The sequence below is a fragment of the Streptomyces parvus genome, from assembly GCF_014648875.1.
In the GTDB taxonomy this organism is placed as follows: domain Bacteria; phylum Actinomycetota; class Actinomycetes; order Streptomycetales; family Streptomycetaceae; genus Streptomyces; species Streptomyces parvus.
This window is the reverse complement of sequence record NZ_BMRY01000007.1, coordinates 325,451-341,051: the sequence shown is the minus strand read 5'-3', so window position 1 is coordinate 341,051 and position 15,601 is coordinate 325,451. Positions and strand designations below refer to the sequence as shown.

Annotated in this window: 15 protein-coding genes; 9 read left to right on the top strand and 6 right to left on the bottom strand. The window is 73.2% G+C overall.

All coding sequences use genetic code 11. The annotated features are described in order from the left end of the window. The first annotated feature begins 85 nt into the window (after positions 1 to 85). Positions 86 to 553 (top strand): type II toxin-antitoxin system PemK/MazF family toxin, encoded by a 468-nt coding sequence (locus IE140_RS23240; protein WP_093435543.1) that lies wholly within the window; start codon positions 86 to 88, stop codon positions 551 to 553. Between the two features lie 67 nt (positions 554 to 620). On the opposite strand, the gene IE140_RS23235 is transcribed toward IE140_RS23240, so the two are convergent. Further along, positions 621 to 1,442, bottom strand: a complete 822-nt coding sequence (locus IE140_RS23235; RefSeq protein ID WP_093435541.1) for a TIGR02452 family protein — start codon at positions 1,440 to 1,442, stop codon at positions 621 to 623. Between the two features lie 145 nt (positions 1,443 to 1,587). On the opposite strand from IE140_RS23235, the gene egtA reads away from it, so the two are divergent. The 4 genes from egtA to egtD are packed head-to-tail and all read left to right on the top strand — an operon-like array spanning position 1,588 to position 6,051. After that, on the top strand, positions 1,588 to 2,904 hold the full coding sequence (gene egtA, locus IE140_RS23230) for an ergothioneine biosynthesis glutamate--cysteine ligase EgtA (protein WP_109181041.1): 1,317 nt from the start codon (positions 1,588 to 1,590) through the stop codon (positions 2,902 to 2,904). Next, positions 2,901 to 4,337 carry an ergothioneine biosynthesis protein EgtB gene (egtB, locus tag IE140_RS23225; protein WP_189460648.1) on the top strand — a complete coding sequence of 479 codons (1,437 nt, stop codon included), beginning with the start codon at positions 2,901 to 2,903 and terminating at the stop codon, positions 4,335 to 4,337. The genes egtA and egtB overlap by 4 nt, the downstream gene beginning before the upstream one ends. Next, positions 4,337 to 5,092, top strand: coding sequence for an ergothioneine biosynthesis protein EgtC (egtC, locus tag IE140_RS23220; protein WP_150196192.1), 756 nt, complete (start codon positions 4,337 to 4,339; stop codon positions 5,090 to 5,092). The genes egtB and egtC overlap by 1 nt, the downstream gene beginning before the upstream one ends. Beyond that, positions 5,089 to 6,051: an L-histidine N(alpha)-methyltransferase gene (egtD, locus tag IE140_RS23215; protein WP_150196189.1), complete on the top strand. Its 963-nt coding sequence runs from the start codon at positions 5,089 to 5,091 to the stop codon at positions 6,049 to 6,051. Before egtC ends, egtD begins: the two co-directional genes overlap by 4 nt. Here the strand turns inward: egtD and IE140_RS23210 are convergent. The 3 genes from IE140_RS23210 to IE140_RS23200 all read right to left on the bottom strand — a co-directional run bounded on the left by IE140_RS23210 (position 5,994) and on the right by IE140_RS23200 (position 9,169). Further along, complete coding sequence (locus IE140_RS23210) at positions 5,994 to 6,890, bottom strand: lysophospholipid acyltransferase family protein (protein ID WP_189460663.1); 897 nt, start codon at positions 6,888 to 6,890, stop codon at positions 5,994 to 5,996. The genes egtD and IE140_RS23210 overlap by 58 nt on opposite strands. 23 nt (positions 6,891 to 6,913) lie before the next feature. Continuing rightward, positions 6,914 to 7,729 carry a GNAT family N-acetyltransferase gene (locus IE140_RS23205; protein ID WP_189460646.1) on the bottom strand — a complete coding sequence of 272 codons (816 nt, stop codon included), beginning with the start codon at positions 7,727 to 7,729 and terminating at the stop codon, positions 6,914 to 6,916. Positions 7,730 to 7,912: 183 nt separating this feature from the next. Next, a complete protein-coding gene (locus IE140_RS23200) occupies positions 7,913 to 9,169 on the bottom strand; it encodes an extracellular solute-binding protein (RefSeq protein WP_109181036.1) in 1,257 nt (418 codons plus the stop codon). Positions 9,170 to 9,372: 203 nt separating this feature from the next. On the opposite strand from IE140_RS23200, the gene IE140_RS23195 reads away from it, so the two are divergent. Continuing rightward, positions 9,373 to 9,588, top strand: a complete 216-nt coding sequence (locus IE140_RS23195) for a dodecin (protein WP_006129191.1) — start codon at positions 9,373 to 9,375, stop codon at positions 9,586 to 9,588. Here the strand turns inward: IE140_RS23195 and IE140_RS23190 are convergent, their stop codons facing one another. Then, positions 9,589 to 10,077, bottom strand: coding sequence for a phosphatase domain-containing protein (locus IE140_RS23190; protein ID WP_006129190.1), 489 nt, complete (start codon positions 10,075 to 10,077; stop codon positions 9,589 to 9,591). 102 nt (positions 10,078 to 10,179) lie between these two features. On the opposite strand from IE140_RS23190, the gene IE140_RS23185 reads away from it, so the two are divergent. After that, the gene (locus IE140_RS23185) at positions 10,180 to 11,181 is read left to right on the top strand and encodes an MsnO8 family LLM class oxidoreductase (RefSeq protein WP_150197035.1); all 1,002 of its coding nucleotides are present in this window, start codon (positions 10,180 to 10,182) and stop codon (positions 11,179 to 11,181) included. A gap of 31 nt (positions 11,182 to 11,212) precedes the next feature. Here IE140_RS23185 and IE140_RS23180 read toward each other — a convergent pair whose 3' ends face one another. Continuing rightward, the gene (locus IE140_RS23180) at positions 11,213 to 11,767 is read right to left on the bottom strand and encodes a CGNR zinc finger domain-containing protein (protein ID WP_150197028.1); all 555 of its coding nucleotides are present in this window, start codon (positions 11,765 to 11,767) and stop codon (positions 11,213 to 11,215) included. 56 nt (positions 11,768 to 11,823) lie between these two features. On the opposite strand from IE140_RS23180, the gene IE140_RS23175 reads away from it, so the two are divergent. Beyond that, on the top strand, positions 11,824 to 13,047 hold the full coding sequence (locus IE140_RS23175) for an MFS transporter (protein WP_150197029.1): 1,224 nt from the start codon (positions 11,824 to 11,826) through the stop codon (positions 13,045 to 13,047). Positions 13,048 to 13,087: 40 nt separating this feature from the next. Continuing rightward, the gene (uvrA, locus tag IE140_RS23170) at positions 13,088 to 15,529 is read left to right on the top strand and encodes an excinuclease ABC subunit UvrA (RefSeq protein ID WP_150197030.1); all 2,442 of its coding nucleotides are present in this window, start codon (positions 13,088 to 13,090) and stop codon (positions 15,527 to 15,529) included. The last annotated feature ends 72 nt before the right edge of the window (positions 15,530 to 15,601 follow it).

Below are 15,601 nucleotides of genomic sequence, written 5' to 3'. Positions count from 1 at the left end.
GTCACGGTGGCCGGAAGGCCGCCCCGCGGCCCCGCTCCGACGCCCCCCTCCCTTGATCCGGGGCCGGGGGTTCTACGGTGTGGTGATGACGTTCCACGACAGCGCCTACCGTTCCGACAACCCCTTTGACGTGCCCGGCAGCAGCGGGCCGAGCGCCACGGTGCAGGCCGATCCCGCCGAGGTGGGATCCGTGCGCACCTCCTACGCCCCCGATCGCGACGGCGATCCCGACCCCGGCGAGATCGTCTGGACCTGGGTGCCCTTCGAGGAGGGCGACGGCCGCGGCAAGGACCGCCCGGTGCTCGTCGTGGCCCGCGAGGAGGCGGGCACACTGCTGGCCGTCCAGCTCTCCAGCAAGCAGCACGACCGGGACCACGAGTGGGTGGCGCTGGGCGCGGGCCCCTGGGACAGCTCGGGGCGGCCGTCCTGGGCCGATCTGGACCGGGTGCTCCGGGTCCACGAGGACGGGATGCGCCGGGAGGCGTGCGCGCTGGACCGGGAGCGCTTCGACCGGGTCGTCGAGCGGCTGCGCGAGCGGTACGGCTGGAGCTGAGCGCCGAGGGGCGTGTCCGGCGGATGGCGAAGGTCCGGGCTCCGGGCTCCGGGCTCCGGGCTCCGGGTCAGGCGAAGGTCCGGGTGAAGGCCGCCCGGACGGCGGAGTCGGGGTTCCGGTCCAGGATCCCGAAGACGATCTGCTCGAAGTGGCCGCCGAACCGGCCGCCCTCGCCGATCAGCGCCCGGAACGCCTCCGCCACCTGCCCCGGATCGTTCGCGAAGACTCCGCAGCCCCAGGCGCCCAGGACGAGCCTGCGATAGCCGCGTACGGCCGCGACCTCCAGGACCCGTTCGGCGCGGGAGGCGAGTGCGGCCGGAATCCGGTGGGCGTCCTCGGGGGTCTGCCGTCGGATCACTCCGGCGTTCGGCGCGGGCGAGGTGAGGAATCCCGCCGTGTACGGGGCGTCCAGGAAGTCGCCGCGGTCGTCGCGGAAGACCGGCACGGCGGGCGAGTGGATCACCCGGTCGGTGTAGAAGGCGCTGCGCTCCGCGCGGTGGTGCGCGTAGTACTCGGGGGCGCGCAGCAGGGTCGTGTGGAGGGCTGATCCACGGCACAGAGCCTCTTCCTGGGCCTGGGCGCCGTTGAGGTAGCCGCCGCCGGGGTTACGGGCGGAGGCGTAGTTCAGGACGGCGACCCGGCCGGGGGCCTCACCGGTCATCCGGCGGGCCGCGGCCAGGCTGCTCTCGGCGGTGACCTCGATGTGCGGGGTGCGGTCGGTGTCCAGGGCGGCGACGGGCACCGGTTCCGGGCCGTGGAGCCGGGTGCCGGAGCGCGCGGCGGCCACCGCTCGCTCGATGGACACGTCCTGACCTGCTGCGTTGCGATATCGCCCGGCTTCGACGACTGCTTCCGTCTCGCGCGCGATCCCGCGCAGCCGCGCGCTCACCGGCGCTCCCCCGTGTGGTGCATACGGGGCATGCTGGCGGGGAACCCGGCCTGGGCGCAAGCGGATTTCCTGGCTCGGGGGCACCCTTGTGCGATCTCCGGGTACGGGTTTGGCTGGTAGGCAGGCAGCTGAGAAGGAGGCCCTCATGGCCTTGGACATTCCCGGCGCAACCGGCTCGCGCCCGGACGCCACACCGCTCGACGAGAGCGGGGCAGAGGATTTACTGCGCGGCATATGTTTCAAGACGGGTCCGCCCCGAACCGTGGGCGTGGAACTCGAATGGCTCATCCATGACCGGGAACGTCCGCACGTCCCGGTCGGCCAGGAGCGGCTGGACAGCGCCGTCGAGGCGGTCCGGGCGCTGCCGCTGAGCGCCGCGCTGACGTTCGAGCCGGGCGGGCAGCTGGAACTCAGTTCCCAGCCGGCCGGTTCGTTGATGGAGTGCGTCGCGACGACCGCGGCCGATCTGGCGGCGGTCCGTGCGGCGCTGGGCACGGCGGGGCTCGCGCCGGTCGGGCTCGGCGTGGATCCGTGGCAGACCGCGCACCGCAGGCTGCGGGAGCCGCGTTACGAGGCGATGGAGGCCGCTCTGGACCGGACGGGGCCGGCCGGGCGGGCGATGATGTGCACCTCCGCGTCGGTCCAGGTCTGTCTGGACGCGGGCGAGGAGGAGCCGGGGCCGCTCGGCTACGGGCGGCGCTGGCAGCTCGCGCACCTGCTGGGTGCGGTGCTGGTGGCGGCGTTCGCGAATTCGCCGTTCCAGCAGGGCCGCCGGACCGGCTGGTCCTCCACCCGGCAGGCGCTCTGGGCCGACCTCGACCCGGGCCGGACCCTCGCCCCGGGCACCGGGCGCGCGCCCCGCGAGGCCTGGGCCGCGCATGTCCTGGACACGACCGTGTTGTGCATCCGGTGCGAGAGCGGCCCGTGGGACGTCCCCGAGGGGCTCACCTTCCGCGAGTGGATCCGCACCGGGGTGCCCCGGCCACCGGTGCAGGCCGATCTCGACTACCACCTGACCACGCTGTTCCCGCCGGTCCGGCCGCGCGGCCATCTCGAACTGCGGATGATCGACGCCCAGAGCGGACCCGACGGGTGGCTGGTGCCGCTCGCCGTCGCCACGGCCCTGTTCGACGACCCGGAGGCCGCCGAGACCGTGTACCGGGCCGTGAAGCCGCTGGCCGAGACGGCAGGCGCGGCGGCGGCCCCGCGCAATCCGCTCTGGACGGCCGCCGCGCGCGAAGGTCTCGCCGATCCGGAGTTGCGGGCCGCGGCCGTCACCTGCTTCGGGGCGGCGCTTCCGGCGCTGGAGCGGATGGGCGCGAGCGACGCGGTGCGCGAGACGGTGGCCGCCTTCACCGACCGCTATGTCGCCCGGGGCCGATGTCCGGCCGACGATCTGCCCGAGCCGGGCGACCTCACCGATCTCAGCCTGCTGACCGAGCAGAAGGCGGCCCCCGCATGACCCAGCACCGTGGACACGAAGAGCCCCGCGAAGAGTCCGAGCCCCGTCAACTGTCCGACGCGTTCGATCCCACCCAGGTCTCCGGCCCCGCCGCCACCGGTTTCCCCTTCGCCTCCGGTGTCGATCCGGAGGCCCTGCGGCGGCGTGCCCTGGATGCGCTGCTGGCCGCGCGTGACCGCACGACGCTGCTCACCGACAGTGTGGACGACGGTGAACTGACCGCCCAGCACTCCCCTTTGATGTCGCCGCTGGTCTGGGACCTGGCGCACATCGGCAATCAGGAGGAGCAGTGGCTGCTGCGCGCCGTCGGCGGGCGGGAGGCGCTGTGCCCGGAGATCGACGGGCTGTACAACGCCTTCGAGCACTCGCGCGCCTCGCGCCCCTCGCTGCCGCTGCTGGCCCCCGCCGAGGCCCGGACGTACGCCTCCGACGTACGGGGGCGGGCACTGGAACTGCTGGAGGGCACCCCCCTGCACGAGGGCGGGGGCCCGCTGGAGCGGGCCGGGTTCGCGTTCGGGATGATCGCCCAGCACGAACAGCAGCACGACGAGACGATGTTGATCACCCATCAGCTGAGGGCGGGACCGGCAGCCCTCACAGCCCCTGCCCCTCCCGCTCCTCCCGAGCCCGTCGGCGCCGGGACGGTTCCGAGCGAAGTGTTCGTCCCCGGTGGCCCGTTCACGATGGGGACGTCCGCCGAACCGTGGGCGCTGGACAACGAGCGCCCCGCGCACCGGCGCGACGTGGCGGCGTTCCACCTGGACGCCTCGCCGGTCACCTGCGGCGCCTACCTCCGCTTCATCGAGGACGACGGGTACGGGGACGAGCGGTGGTGGGCGCCCGACGGCTGGGCCATGGTCCGTGAACACGGCTTGTCCGCGCCGCTGTTCTGGCGCCGGGAGGCGGGGCAGTGGCTGCGCCGCCGGTTCGGGGTGACCGAACCGGTGCCGCACGACGAACCGGTGCTGCACGTCAGCTGGTACGAGGCGGACGCGTACGCCCGCTGGGCGGGACGGCGGCTTCCGACCGAGGCCGAGTGGGAGAAGGCCGCCCGGCACGACCCCGTCTCCGGCCGCTCGCGGCGCTATCCGTGGGGCGACGAGGATCCGACGCCGGAGCGGGCCAATCTGGGGCAGCGCCATCTGCGTCCGGCGCGGTCCGGGGCGTATCCGCAGGGCCGGTCGCCGGCCGGGGCGGGGCAGTTGATCGGCGATGTGTGGGAGTGGACCTCCAGCGACTTCCTGCCGTACCCGGGGTTCGTGGCGTTTCCCTACCGCGAGTATTCGGAAGTGTTCTTCGGCCCGGGGCACAAGGTGCTGCGCGGCGGGTCGTTCGCCGTGGACCAGGTCGCCTGCCGGGGCACCTTCCGCAACTGGGACCTTCCGGTGCGACGGCAGATCTTCGCCGGTTTCCGTACGGCGAGGGATGCCTGATGTGCCGTCATATCGCCTACGTGGGCGAATCTGTGGCGCTGGGCGAGGTGCTCGCCCAGCCTCCGCACTCCTTGGTGCGGCAGTCCTGGGAGCCGCGCCGCCAGCGCTACGGCACGGTCAACGCGGACGGTTTCGGCGTCGGCTGGTACGCGGAGGGCGACCCCGCACCCGGACGCTACCGCCGCCAGGGCCCCATATGGGGCGACGAGACCTTCACCGATCTGGCCCGGGTGGTCCGCAGCACCGCGCTGCTCGCCGCCGTACGGGATGCCACCGAGGCGGGTGCGGACGGGGAGGCCGCAGCCGCGCCGTACACCGCCGGGCGGCTGCTGTTCAGCCACAACGGGGCGGTGAAGGGCTGGCCCGCGTCGCTCGCCGGCCCGGCTGCCGCCCTGCCCGCCGAGAAGCTCCTGTCGCTGGCCGCCCGGAACGACTCGGCACTGGTCTGGGCGCTGATCCGGCACCGGACCGACCTCGGGGACGATGTGCCGCGTGCCGTCGCGGAGACGGTCCGCGAGGTCGCGTCCGCCGCCCCCGGCTCCCGGCTGAATCTGCTGCTCACCGACGGCGCCACCATCACGGCGACCGCGTGGGGCGACACCCTCTGGTACCGCACGGAGCCGGGCCGCCGCACCGCGGTCGCCTCGGAGCCGTACGACGACGACCCGCTCTGGCGCGAGGTCCCCGACCGCACCCTGCTGGTCGCGACCGCCTCGGACGTCCTGCTCACCCCGCTCAAGGAGCCCCCCGCGTGAGTCCCTACTCTCTGACCCGCACCCTGCCGGTGGACGCGACGGACGCGGCGCTGCGCGCCGATGTCCTCGGCGGTCTGACCCGGCATCCCAAGACGCTGCCGCCGAAGTGGTTCTACGACGCCCGCGGCAGCGAGCTGTTCGAGGAGATCACCCGGCTGCCGGAGTACTACCCGACGCGCGCGGAGCGGGAGATCCTCCAGACCCGGGCGGAGGAGATCGCCGCCGCGTCGGGCGCCCGGACCGTGATCGAGCTGGGCTCGGGGTCGTCCGAGAAGACCCGCCATCTCCTGGAGGTCCTCCCCGACCTGCACGCCTACGTCCCCGTGGACGTGAGCGAGAGCGCGCTGACGGGAGCGGCGGAGTCGCTGCTCGCCGAACACCCCGGCCTCTCCGTCCACGCGCTCATCGCCGACTTCACCGCCGGGCTGGTTCTGCCTCAGACGCCGGGCCCCCGGCTGGTGGTGTTCCTCGGCGGGACGATCGGCAATCTGCTGCCGGAGGAGCGCGCCACGTTCCTGCGGTCGGTGCGCGGGATGCTCTCGCCCGGTGACGCGCTGCTGCTGGGCACGGATCTGGTGAAGGAGGAGGAGACGCTGGTGGCCGCGTACGACGACGCGGCCGGGGTGACGGCGGCATTCAACAAGAACGTCCTGAGCGTCGTCAACCGTGAGTTGGGGGCCGACTTCCCGCTCGACGGCTTCGATCATCGCGCGGTCTGGAATCCGCGGGAACGGTGGATCGAGATGCGGCTGCGGGCCCGGCGGGCGCTGAGCGTCAAGATCCGGGAGCTGGATCTCGTGGTGCCGTTCGAGGCCGGTGAGGAGCTGCGTACGGAGGTGTCGGCGAAGTTCCGGCCGGAGGACGTCCGCGAGGAGCTGGCCGCCGCCGGTATGCGGTTGGCTCAGTGGTGGACGGACGCGGCGGGCCGGTTCGCCCTGTCGCTGGCCACGGCGGTCTGACCGGCCTGGAGGAGGTCTCCCGGTCCGAGGACGGCCGCTCGTGCCCTGCGGGCCAGGGCGCGGCGGGCGTCCTCGGCGTCCGCCGGGATCGGTGCGAGCACGTCGACGTGGGCGGTGAGCCCGGCCGCCCGCACCACCCGCCACAGGGAGGCTGCGAGCGGGTCGGCCCCGACGAACGCGACCGCGCCGGCGGTGAGCCCTGGCCCGTGCGGGTCAGTGCGATAGGTGATCCGGACCGGCCGGACCGTCGCCCCGGCGTCGATCGCCGCCTGGAACACGGCGGGCCGGAAGGCGCCGCCGCCCCGTCCGCACCAGGTGCTGCCCTCGGGGAACACCACGACCCGGGAGCCGGAGCGCATGGCCGTCGCGATCTCCCGGACGGCGGCGGGCAGGGCGCGCAGCCGGTCGCGGTCGATGAACAGGGTGCCGCCGCGCGCGGCGAGAGGCCCCAGGAGTGGCCAGCACCGGATCTCGCGCTTGGCGACCGTCCGGCCGGGCAGCACGGACGCGACCAGCGGTATGTCGAGCCAGGAGATGTGGTTGGCGACGACCAGTTCGCCGCTGTCCGGGGCGCTGGCCCGGGCACCGGACGGCAGGTGCGGCCGGACGATGACGCGTACGCCGAACGCCTGTGGAACGGCGCGCGCCCAGCGCCGGGTCAGCCGGTGTCGTGGGCCGGCCCCGAGCAGCCGGACCAGCGGGACGCAGGCCACCCCCAGCAGGACCAGCGCGCAGCCGGACAGCAGAAGGAGGGCGGCGGGCAGCAAAGCGCGTACGGCTCCGGTGTGCCGGGCGCAGCCGTCCGGGGTGCACGGGGCGACGGGCAGCCAGCCGGTCATCGCAGCGGGGCCGGGAACACCGGTCATCGCAGCGGGGCCAGGGAGAGGAAGTGGCGCAGATAGCGCGGGTCGGTCCGGCGCAGCGAGAGCAGGACGTACAGGTCGGCGACGTTGAAGTCGGGGTCGTACGCGGGGGCTCCGCAGATCTGGGCGCCGAGCCGGAGGTAGCCGCGCAGCAGCGGCGGGAGGTCCGCCCGGGAGCCGGTTTCCGGGCCGTGCGCGGAGGAGTCCCAGAGGCGGTGCGGGGTGACCCAGTATTCCTGGGGGGCGAGGTGTCCCGCGCGTACGGTGTTCCAGCTGCGGGCGGCCGAGGCGCCGCCGTCGGCCAGCGGGAGGGAGCAGCAGCCCGCTATCCAGGTGTGGCCGGTGCGCTCCATGTAGCGGGCGAGTCCGGCCCAGACGAGGGCGATGACCGCGCCGTCGCGGTGGGCGGGGTGGACGCAGGAACGGCCGACCTCGACGAGGTCGTCGCGGATCGGGGCGAGCCTGCTGAGGTCGAACTCGCTCTCCGCGTAGAGGCGTCCGGCGATCCGGGCCCGGTCCGGCGGCAGCAGGCGGTAGGTGGCGACGACCTCCCCGGTGGCGGTCTCCCGGACCAGCAGGTGGTCGCAGTACGCGTCGAAGGCGTCGCTGTCCAGGCCGGGTTCGGGTCCCTCCAGCCGGGCTCCGAGCTCCCCGGCGAACACCAGGTGGCGCAGTCGCTGCGCCGCGCGTACGTCCTCCTGGCAGGTGGCGAGGGAGACCCGGTAGGCCGGTTCGGTGGCGGTGGCACGGGCGGCCTCGGGGGCGGGTGCCGGGGCGGGGACGGCGTGGTGCGGGGCGACGGGCAGCACGGTCATGGCGGTCTCCGGTGACGGAAGAGGTCAGGGGCCGGACCGTCGCGGGTGCGACGCACCGACCCCTTACTTCTTCCGTCACCGGCTGGATTCGACGTGACCGCCGTGGGGAGCGCGGATGTGCGACGGCTGAATCCCCAGGGACGGAGCGTCCCCGGCCGCCGCCCGGATGGTCCCCGGGCGGGATCAGCCGGTGCCGGTGAGCAGGGCGGTGATGCGCTCGGAGGCGGCCTTGGCCTCCCGTGCGGGATCGCCGCCCTGGAGCACGGCCGTCATATAGGGCTTGATCGGGTTCTCCGCCTCGACCCGGGCCCACTGGGCCGAGTTGGGGGTGGCACGACCGCGGGTGGCGCCTTCCGCCATCGCCGCGGTGCCCTCCTCGCCCTCGATGACATGGGCGAGGCTCGGCTTGTTGGGGACGTAACTCATGCCCCGGGCCAGCTCCGTCTGCCACTTCTCGCTCGCCAGCGCCTTGACGACGGCGATGCCCGCGCTGCGCTCGTCGGCGTTCTTCGGGACGATGAGGTCGGAGCCGCCGGTGAATACCGAGCCGGGCTCTTTCGCGGTCTTGCCGGGAATGGGGAAGTAGCCCAGCTTTCCCTTGAGTTCGGGATTCTTCTGCTCGATGAGCGCGGCGCTGCCCGGCACGGAGATGATCTGGGCGACGTCTCCCTTGGCGAATACGTCGGTCTGCGGGGGCTTCTCCTCGTCGGCGTCCTTGGGGCCGTCGCCGAGCGCCTGGAGTTTCTGGTAGAACTCCATGCCCGCGAGGGCCTGAGGGGTGTCCAGGGCGCCCTGCCAGTCGCCGCCGTTCTCGTCGGCGAGCTCGCCACCCTCGTCCCAGATGAATCCGGCGAGCACGTACCAGTTCTGACCGGCCAGGTAAATGCCTTGGTTTCCGCCGTTGTTGAGCTTCTCGGTGGCGGCGATCCACTCGGCGCGCGTCTTCGGGACGCCGTCGATGCCCGCCTCCTGGAAGATGTCCTTGTTGTAGATCACCACCCGGTTGGCCGCGTACCAGGGGATGCCGTACTGCACCCCGTTGATGCTGCCGGGCTGGGCCAGGCCGGGCAGCCAGTCCTCGCTGCCCAGGTCGCGCATCGACTCGAGGGTCAGATCCCGCAGGCCGCCGCTCTCCGCGTACTGCGCGACCTGGGTGTTTCCGACCTCGATCACGTCCGGGGCGTCATCGCCCTCCAGAGCGGCGATGACCTTGGGGCCGATGCCGCTCCACTCCTGGATCTGGAAGTCCAGCTCGATCGAGGGGTTCTCCTCCTCGTACGAGCGGGTGAACTTGTCCAGGAAGCCGGGCGAGACGCTGTCCTTCATCAGCCAGACCGTCACTGTCCGGTCACCGCCGCCCGCCCCCGATATCAAGCCGCATCCGCTGAGTGCGACGGTCGAGACAAGCGCGACGGCTCCGGTCAGGATGCGGTTCTTCACGTGGTCACCTTCTGCGAAACGGCACAACGAAATCGGGACCCGGTGTGGGGGGATTGCGGGCGGCGCTCGCACGGGTGGTTGGCTGAATTTTGGTATGGACCAATGGGTAGGTCAAGGCGGACGCCTGTGCCGACTCACCCCACTCTCCCCCTCGCGGGACGCCCCGGATTGGGGCACCGTGGTCACAGGAGAGGAGACAAACAATGGCGAATCACACCTATCGGGTCACCGAGATCGTAGGAACCTCCGACGAGGGCGTCGACGCGGCGATCCGGAACGGCGTCGCAAGAGCGGCGGAAACGTTGCACAATCTCGATTGGTTCGAGATTAATCAAGTTCGCGGCCATATCGAAGATGGCCGAATCGCGCACTATCAGGTCGGCCTGAAGGTGGGCTTTCGGCTCGACGAAAACACCTGATCAGGTACGCCCCTCCCGCTCCTGGGCGTCCTTCAGGACAGCCGATGGATCGGCCCAGCGGGCCCGCACCACGGCAAATCCGGCCACCTCGGCCGCATCGCAGACCAGCTCGTCGTCATCCACGAGCATGCGCACCTGCCCCGTCCGCCCCAGCCGCCGGAGGATGTCCAGCTTCGTCCGGCGGGCGGGGCGCCGGTCGTCGTTGCGCCGCATGAACAGCGTGCCCTCGGGCAGCCCCTGGCGGCTCAGCCAGCGCACGGTGTCGCGACGGCACCGCTCGGGGCGCCCGGTCAGATAGACGATTCGGCACTCCTCGGCACTCGCGTGCACCATCCTGACGCCCTCCGGGAGCGGCGGGTCGTCCACGGCCGCGGCGAAGAAGCCGGCCCAGTCGCGCTTGGCGCCCTCCAGGAAGTGCTGCCGGTGGGCGGTGCCCGCGAGTGTGTTGTCCAGGTCGAATACGGCCAGCGGCCGTGCGTCGTTCTCCACTCCCCCAGCTTAGGAAGCACCTCGGCTCAGGGGGGCGCCTCAGCCCAGGGAGCACCGCGGGAATCCCTGGGGAACGAGCGCGTTGAACAGAGCGTGAGCTCTGTGATCGCGTCGACCCGATTCTCCGTCCTGGACCGTTCCCGCACCCGTGAGGGTCACGAGGCATCCCGGGCGCTGCGCGACACCGTGGATCTGGCCCGGGAGGCGGAGGCGCTCGGCTTCCACCGCTTCTGGGTCTCCGAGCACCACGGGGTGCCGGGGGTCGTGGGGTCCGCTCCGACGGTGCTGGCCGCCGCCGTCGCCGCCGCGACCTCCACCATCCGGGTCGGCACCGGCGGAGTGATGCTGCCCAACCACCGGCCGCTGGTCGTCGCCGAGCAGTTCGGGGTGCTCGCCGCCCTCTTCCCCGGCCGGATCGACATGGGGCTCGGCCGCTCCGTGGGCTTCACCGACGGCGTACGCCGGGCGCTGGGCCACGGCAAGGAGGACGCCGAGGACTTCCCCGGACGGCTGGCCGAACTGCTCGGCTGGATCGACGGCACCCAGCAGGCTCATCCCCGGGTGCACGCCCACCCGGCGGAGGGCCTGCGGATCCCCGCGTACGTCCTGGCGATCGGGGAGGGCGCGTCGGTCGCGGCCGCCGCCGGGCTCCCCCTCGTCATCGGCGACCTGCGCGGCCGGGAGAAGGTGCTGCGCGCCATCGAGGTCTACCGCCGCGATTTCCGCCCCTCCGCCCGCGCCGAGCGCCCGGAGGTGATCGTCGCGGGCACGGTGGCCGTCGCCGCCACCGAGGACGCGGCCCGTCGGCTGCTCGTACCGGAGGCGTGGGCCATGGCGTACTCCCGCACACACGGGGACTTTCCGCCGCTGGCCCCCGCCGAGGAGATCGAGCGCCGCACGATGACGGCGAAGGAGCGGGAGCTGTACGAACGCGGGCTCGACGGTCACATCCACGGCACGGAGGAGCAGGTCACCGAGCAGCTGGAGCGGGCGATCAAGGAGACCGGTGCGGACGAGGTGCTCGTGACGACGAGTACGTACGACCGTGAGGCGCTGGTGGATTCACTGCGACGGCTGGCCGGGATCGCCCCGCGGGCGAGCTGAGCGAACGTTGGCTCCGAGCAGGCGAAGGAGGTCACGCCTGCTGCCGCCGGTGGGCGGCGACGCGTTCGCGAGTGGCACAGCGGCGTGAACAGTAACGGCGGTCCGGGCCACTGCCCTGGTTGATGAAGACGTCGGGGCAGCTCGGCGAGGCGCAGATCCGCCCGGGCGGACGCTGACGGTCCCAGACGAGCACCGTCAGCGCCAGGCAGGACGAGGCGAGCAGCCAGGCGCCCCAGGGCGCTTCGTCGTCGTGGTCGATGTGGGGGTGCCATGGGCTGTCGCCCTCGTGGGAGGTCAGCCGGAGCGGACCGGTGTGCTCGCGCAGAAGACCGTTGAGAGCGGCGGCCGCGCCGTCTGCGTCGGTGGCGGCGAAGACCTCGCGCAGCCGGGCAGCCGCCGTGCTCATCTCCGCGAGGTCCCGGGCGGTGAGGTCGATGGTGCCGCTCTCCCCGTACGCGTACAGGATCTCGGCGACCTCGCCGGGGTCCGGGGGGCCGCCGGTGAGGGCGTTCACCAGGGCGGCGGCGCGGCGGGCGTTGGTGAGCACGGAGTGCCGGGTGGACCAGTTGTCGGCGGTGGAGGACATCCGCCAAATGTAACGTATCTTGCGCAGTTTTACGTTACTTCCGTACGGTCCCTCCCATGGCAGACCGTCACCCCTCCTCCCGCTCTTACCTGGTGGGCGCGCTCCTGGCCCGTACCGGGGACGAGACGGCCGGTCCCGCGCTCCTGCTGGCCGGGCTCGCTCTCACCGGCTCGGCCACGGGGGCGTCCTCGCTGCTCGCGGCCGTCACCGTCTCCGCCGCGATCGGCGGGCCGGTGCTCGGGGCGCTGCTCGACCGTTCGCCCCGGCCGGGCCGCCTGCTGGCCGGAGCGCTCGTCCTGTACGCGACGGGACTGGCGGTCGCCCTCGGGGCGCTCGGCCGGGGCCCGGTCGCCGTCACCCTGCTGGTCGCGGTCGTGACCGGGCTGCTGGGGCCCGCACTGTCGGGCGGCTGGACGGCCCAACTGCCCCGGACCGTCCCGGCCGGCCGGCTGCCCCGGGCGAACGCGCTCGACGCGATGACCTTCGGCGCGGCGGGCCTGGCCGGTCCGGCCCTCGCGGGCGGTGCTGCCGAGGCACTCGGCGCACCGACGGCCGTGGTGGTCTCAGCGGTGCTCATCGCGGCGGCCGCGCCCGCCGCCTGGCGTCTGCCTCCGGTCTCCGGACCGGCTCCGGCGCCGGTCTCCGGGCCGACCGCGAAGTCGCGGGCCGCACCGCTGACCGGTTTCGTCGCCTCGGGCGTCCGGGCCATCGCCGGCAGCCGGCCCCTGGCCCGGGCCACGCTCACCTCGGTGCTCTCCTGCTCGGCCCAGGGCATGATGACCGTCTGCCTCCCGTTGCTGGGCGAACGCGCGGTGGGCGGAGCCGGTTTCGGCGCGGCGCTGCTCTCCTGCGCGGCGCTCTCCGCGCTCCTGGCCAACGCCGTCCTCGCCCGGCACCCGCACGCCGTCGCCCCCGACACGGTCCTGTGGGCCGCCCCGCTCCTCCAGGCCGCCGCCCTCGCCCTGGCCGCCACAGGAGGACCGGTGGCGCTCGTCGTGGCGGTGGCCGTCGTGGGACTCGCGGAAGGACCCCAGCTCACCGCCCTGTTCGCGGTACGCCACCGGGAGGCGCCGGAGCGGCTGCGCGCCCAGGTCTTCACGACGGGCGCCAGCCTGAAGATCACCGGTTTCGCCGTGGGGGCCGCCGTCGCCGGGCCCCTGGCGGACCGGTTTCCGCCCGGTGCGCTCCTGGTCGCGGCGGGCATCGCGGCCCTCGCCGTACCGGCCTGCTGCGCCGTACGCCCAGGTGGCGGACCGGCCCGGCCCACCACCCACGCCTAGAATCAAACCGTTTGTCCCCTCATGTACGGAGCCGAGCCCCATGCACTCCCCCCACGACCCGTACGTCCGGGTGCGCGGCGCGCGCGAGCACAACCTCAAGGACGTCCGGGTCGACATTCCGCGCGACACCCTGACCGTCTTCACGGGCGTGTCGGGATCGGGGAAGTCCTCGCTGGCGTTCGGCACGATCTACGCCGAGGCCCAGCGCCGCTACTTCGAGTCCGTCGCCCCCTACGCCCGTCGGCTGATCCACCAGGTGGGCGCACCCGCCGTCGGGGAGATCACCGGGCTGCCGCCCGCCGTCTCGCTGGAGCAGCGGCGCTCCGCACCGGGGGCCCGGTCGTCCGTCGGGACGGTCACCACGCTCTCCAACTCGTTGCGGATGCTGTTCTCCCGGGCCGGGGACTATCCTCCGGGGGCCGAGCGGCTGGACTCCGACTCCTTCTCCCCCAACACGGCGGTCGGGGCGTGCCCGGAGTGCCACGGGCTGGGGCGGATCCACCGGACGGACGAGGAGCTGCTCGTCCCGGATCCCTCCCTGTCGATCCGGGAGGGGGCGATCGCCGCCTGGCCGGGGGCCTGGCAGGGGAAGAACCTGCGCGACGTGCTGGACGCGCTGGGCCACGACGTCGACCGGCCCTGGCGGGAGCTGGACCCGAAGGACCGCGAGTGGATCCTGTTCACCGACGAGCAGCCCGTGGTGACCGTGCATCCGGTGCGGGACGCGGGCCGGATCCAACGCCCTTACCAGGGAACGTACATGAGCGCGCGGCGCTATGTGCTGCACACCTTCGCCGATACCAAGAGCCGGTCTCTGCGGGCGAAGGCCGAGCGCTTTCTGACCAGCGCCCCGTGCCCGGTGTGCGGCGGGAGCCGGCTGCGGGCCGAGGCGATGGCGGTGACCTTCGCGGGGCGGACCATCGCGGAACTGGCCGGGCTGCCGCTGTCCGTGCTCGCGGCCGTGCTGTCGGGTGCCGAGGCCGACGGTGCGGGGGCCGGCGGCGAGGAGACGGCCCGGGTGCTGACGGCCGATCTGCTGGCGCGGATCGGGACGGTGACGGAGCTGGGGCTCGGCTATCTGAGCCTGGACCGGACGGCCCCGACACTGTCCTCCGGTGAGCTGCAACGGCTGAGGCTGGCGACGCAGTTGCGGTCCGGGCTCTTCGGTGTCGTGTACGTCCTGGACGAGCCGTCGGCCGGGCTGCATCCGGCGGACACCGAGGCGCTGCTCGGGGTGCTGGGGCGCCTGAAGGAGGCCGGGAACTCGGTCTTCGTGGTCGAGCACCAGATGGACGTGGTGCGGCGGGCGGACTGGCTGGTGGACGTGGGCCCGCTGGCCGGGGAGCACGGCGGGCGGGTGCTGCACAGCGGGCCGCCGGAGGGGCTCGCCCAGGTCCCGGAGTCGGCGACGCGCCGCTTCCTGTTCCCCGAGGACGGCCGGGACACCGCACCGGTCCGTGAGCCGCGCACCCCGTCCGGGTGGATCCGGCTCACCGGCGTGGAGCGGCACAATGTGCGCGGCGTCGACGCGGCGTTCCCGCTCGGGGTGTTCACGGCGGTGACCGGGGTGTCCGGCTCGGGCAAGTCGACCCTGGTCGGCCAGGTGCTCGCCGGGGTGCTGGCCGACCGGCAGTCCGGCGAGGAGGCAACCGGGGCGGGCGAGCGGTTCTGCGCTTCCGTCACCGGTCTTGCGGCGGTGGACCGGCTCGTCCAGGTCGACCAGAAGCCCATCGGGCGTACGCCCCGGTCCAATCTGGCCACGTACACCGGCCTGTTCGACGCCGTACGGAAGCTGTTCGCGCGGACGGAGACAGCCCGCGAGCGCGGCTACGGGGCGGGGCGGTTCTCGTTCAACGTGAGCGGCGGACGGTGCGAGACCTGCCAGGGCGAGGGCTTCGTCTCGGTGGAGCTGCTGTTCCTGCCCAGCACCTACGCGCCCTGCCCGGACTGTCATGGTGCGCGCTACAACCCGGAGACGCTGGACGTCACGCTGGACGGCCTGACGATCGCTCAGGTCCTGGATCTGGCCGTGGAGTCGGCGGCCTCCTTCTTTGCCGGGACGCCCGCCGCCGAACGCGCGCTGAGGACCCTGCTGGACGTGGGGCTCGGCTATCTGCGGCTGGGGCAGCCCGCCACGGAGCTGTCCGGCGGTGAGGCGCAGCGCATCAAGCTGGCGGCGGAGCTCCAGCGCACCCGGCGCGGGCACACGCTGTATCTGCTGGACGAGCCGACGACCGGGCTGCATCCGGCCGATGTGGAAGTGCTGATGCGGCAGTTGCACGCGCTCGTCGACGGTGGGAGCACGGTGGTGGTCGTGGAGCACGACATGGCCGTCGTGGCGGGCGCGGACCATGTCATCGACCTCGGCCCCGAGGGCGGAGACCGGGGCGGCCGGATCGTCGCGGCCGGCACCCCGGCCGAGGTGGCGCGGGACGCCGGGAGCCGCACGGCCCCGTATCTGGCGAAGGCGCTGGGCGGCTGACATCGCCGATCCCCTACGGCTCCGATCCCGTACGGCTCCGGACGTGATCGGAGCCGTACGGGATCGACTCCC

Coding starts and splice junctions, on each gene's coding strand:
- IE140_RS23175 (WP_150197029.1), top strand. CDS start 11,824: ATGGCAGACCGTCACCCCTCCTCCCGCTCTTACCTGGTGGGCGCGCTC.
- egtA (WP_109181041.1), top strand. CDS start 1,588: ATGGCCTTGGACATTCCCGGCGCAACCGGCTCGCGCCCGGACGCCACA.
- egtB (WP_189460648.1), top strand. CDS start 2,901: ATGACCCAGCACCGTGGACACGAAGAGCCCCGCGAAGAGTCCGAGCCC.
- IE140_RS23210 (WP_189460663.1), bottom strand. CDS start 6,890: ATGACCGGCTGGCTGCCCGTCGCCCCGTGCACCCCGGACGGCTGCGCC.
- IE140_RS23205 (WP_189460646.1), bottom strand. CDS start 7,729: ATGACCGTGCTGCCCGTCGCCCCGCACCACGCCGTCCCCGCCCCGGCA.
- IE140_RS23240 (WP_093435543.1), top strand. CDS start 86: ATGACGTTCCACGACAGCGCCTACCGTTCCGACAACCCCTTTGACGTG.
- IE140_RS23195 (WP_006129191.1), top strand. CDS start 9,373: ATGGCGAATCACACCTATCGGGTCACCGAGATCGTAGGAACCTCCGAC.
- uvrA (WP_150197030.1), top strand. CDS start 13,088: ATGCACTCCCCCCACGACCCGTACGTCCGGGTGCGCGGCGCGCGCGAG.
- IE140_RS23180 (WP_150197028.1), bottom strand. CDS start 11,767: ATGTCCTCCACCGCCGACAACTGGTCCACCCGGCACTCCGTGCTCACC.
- egtC (WP_150196192.1), top strand. CDS start 4,337: ATGTGCCGTCATATCGCCTACGTGGGCGAATCTGTGGCGCTGGGCGAG.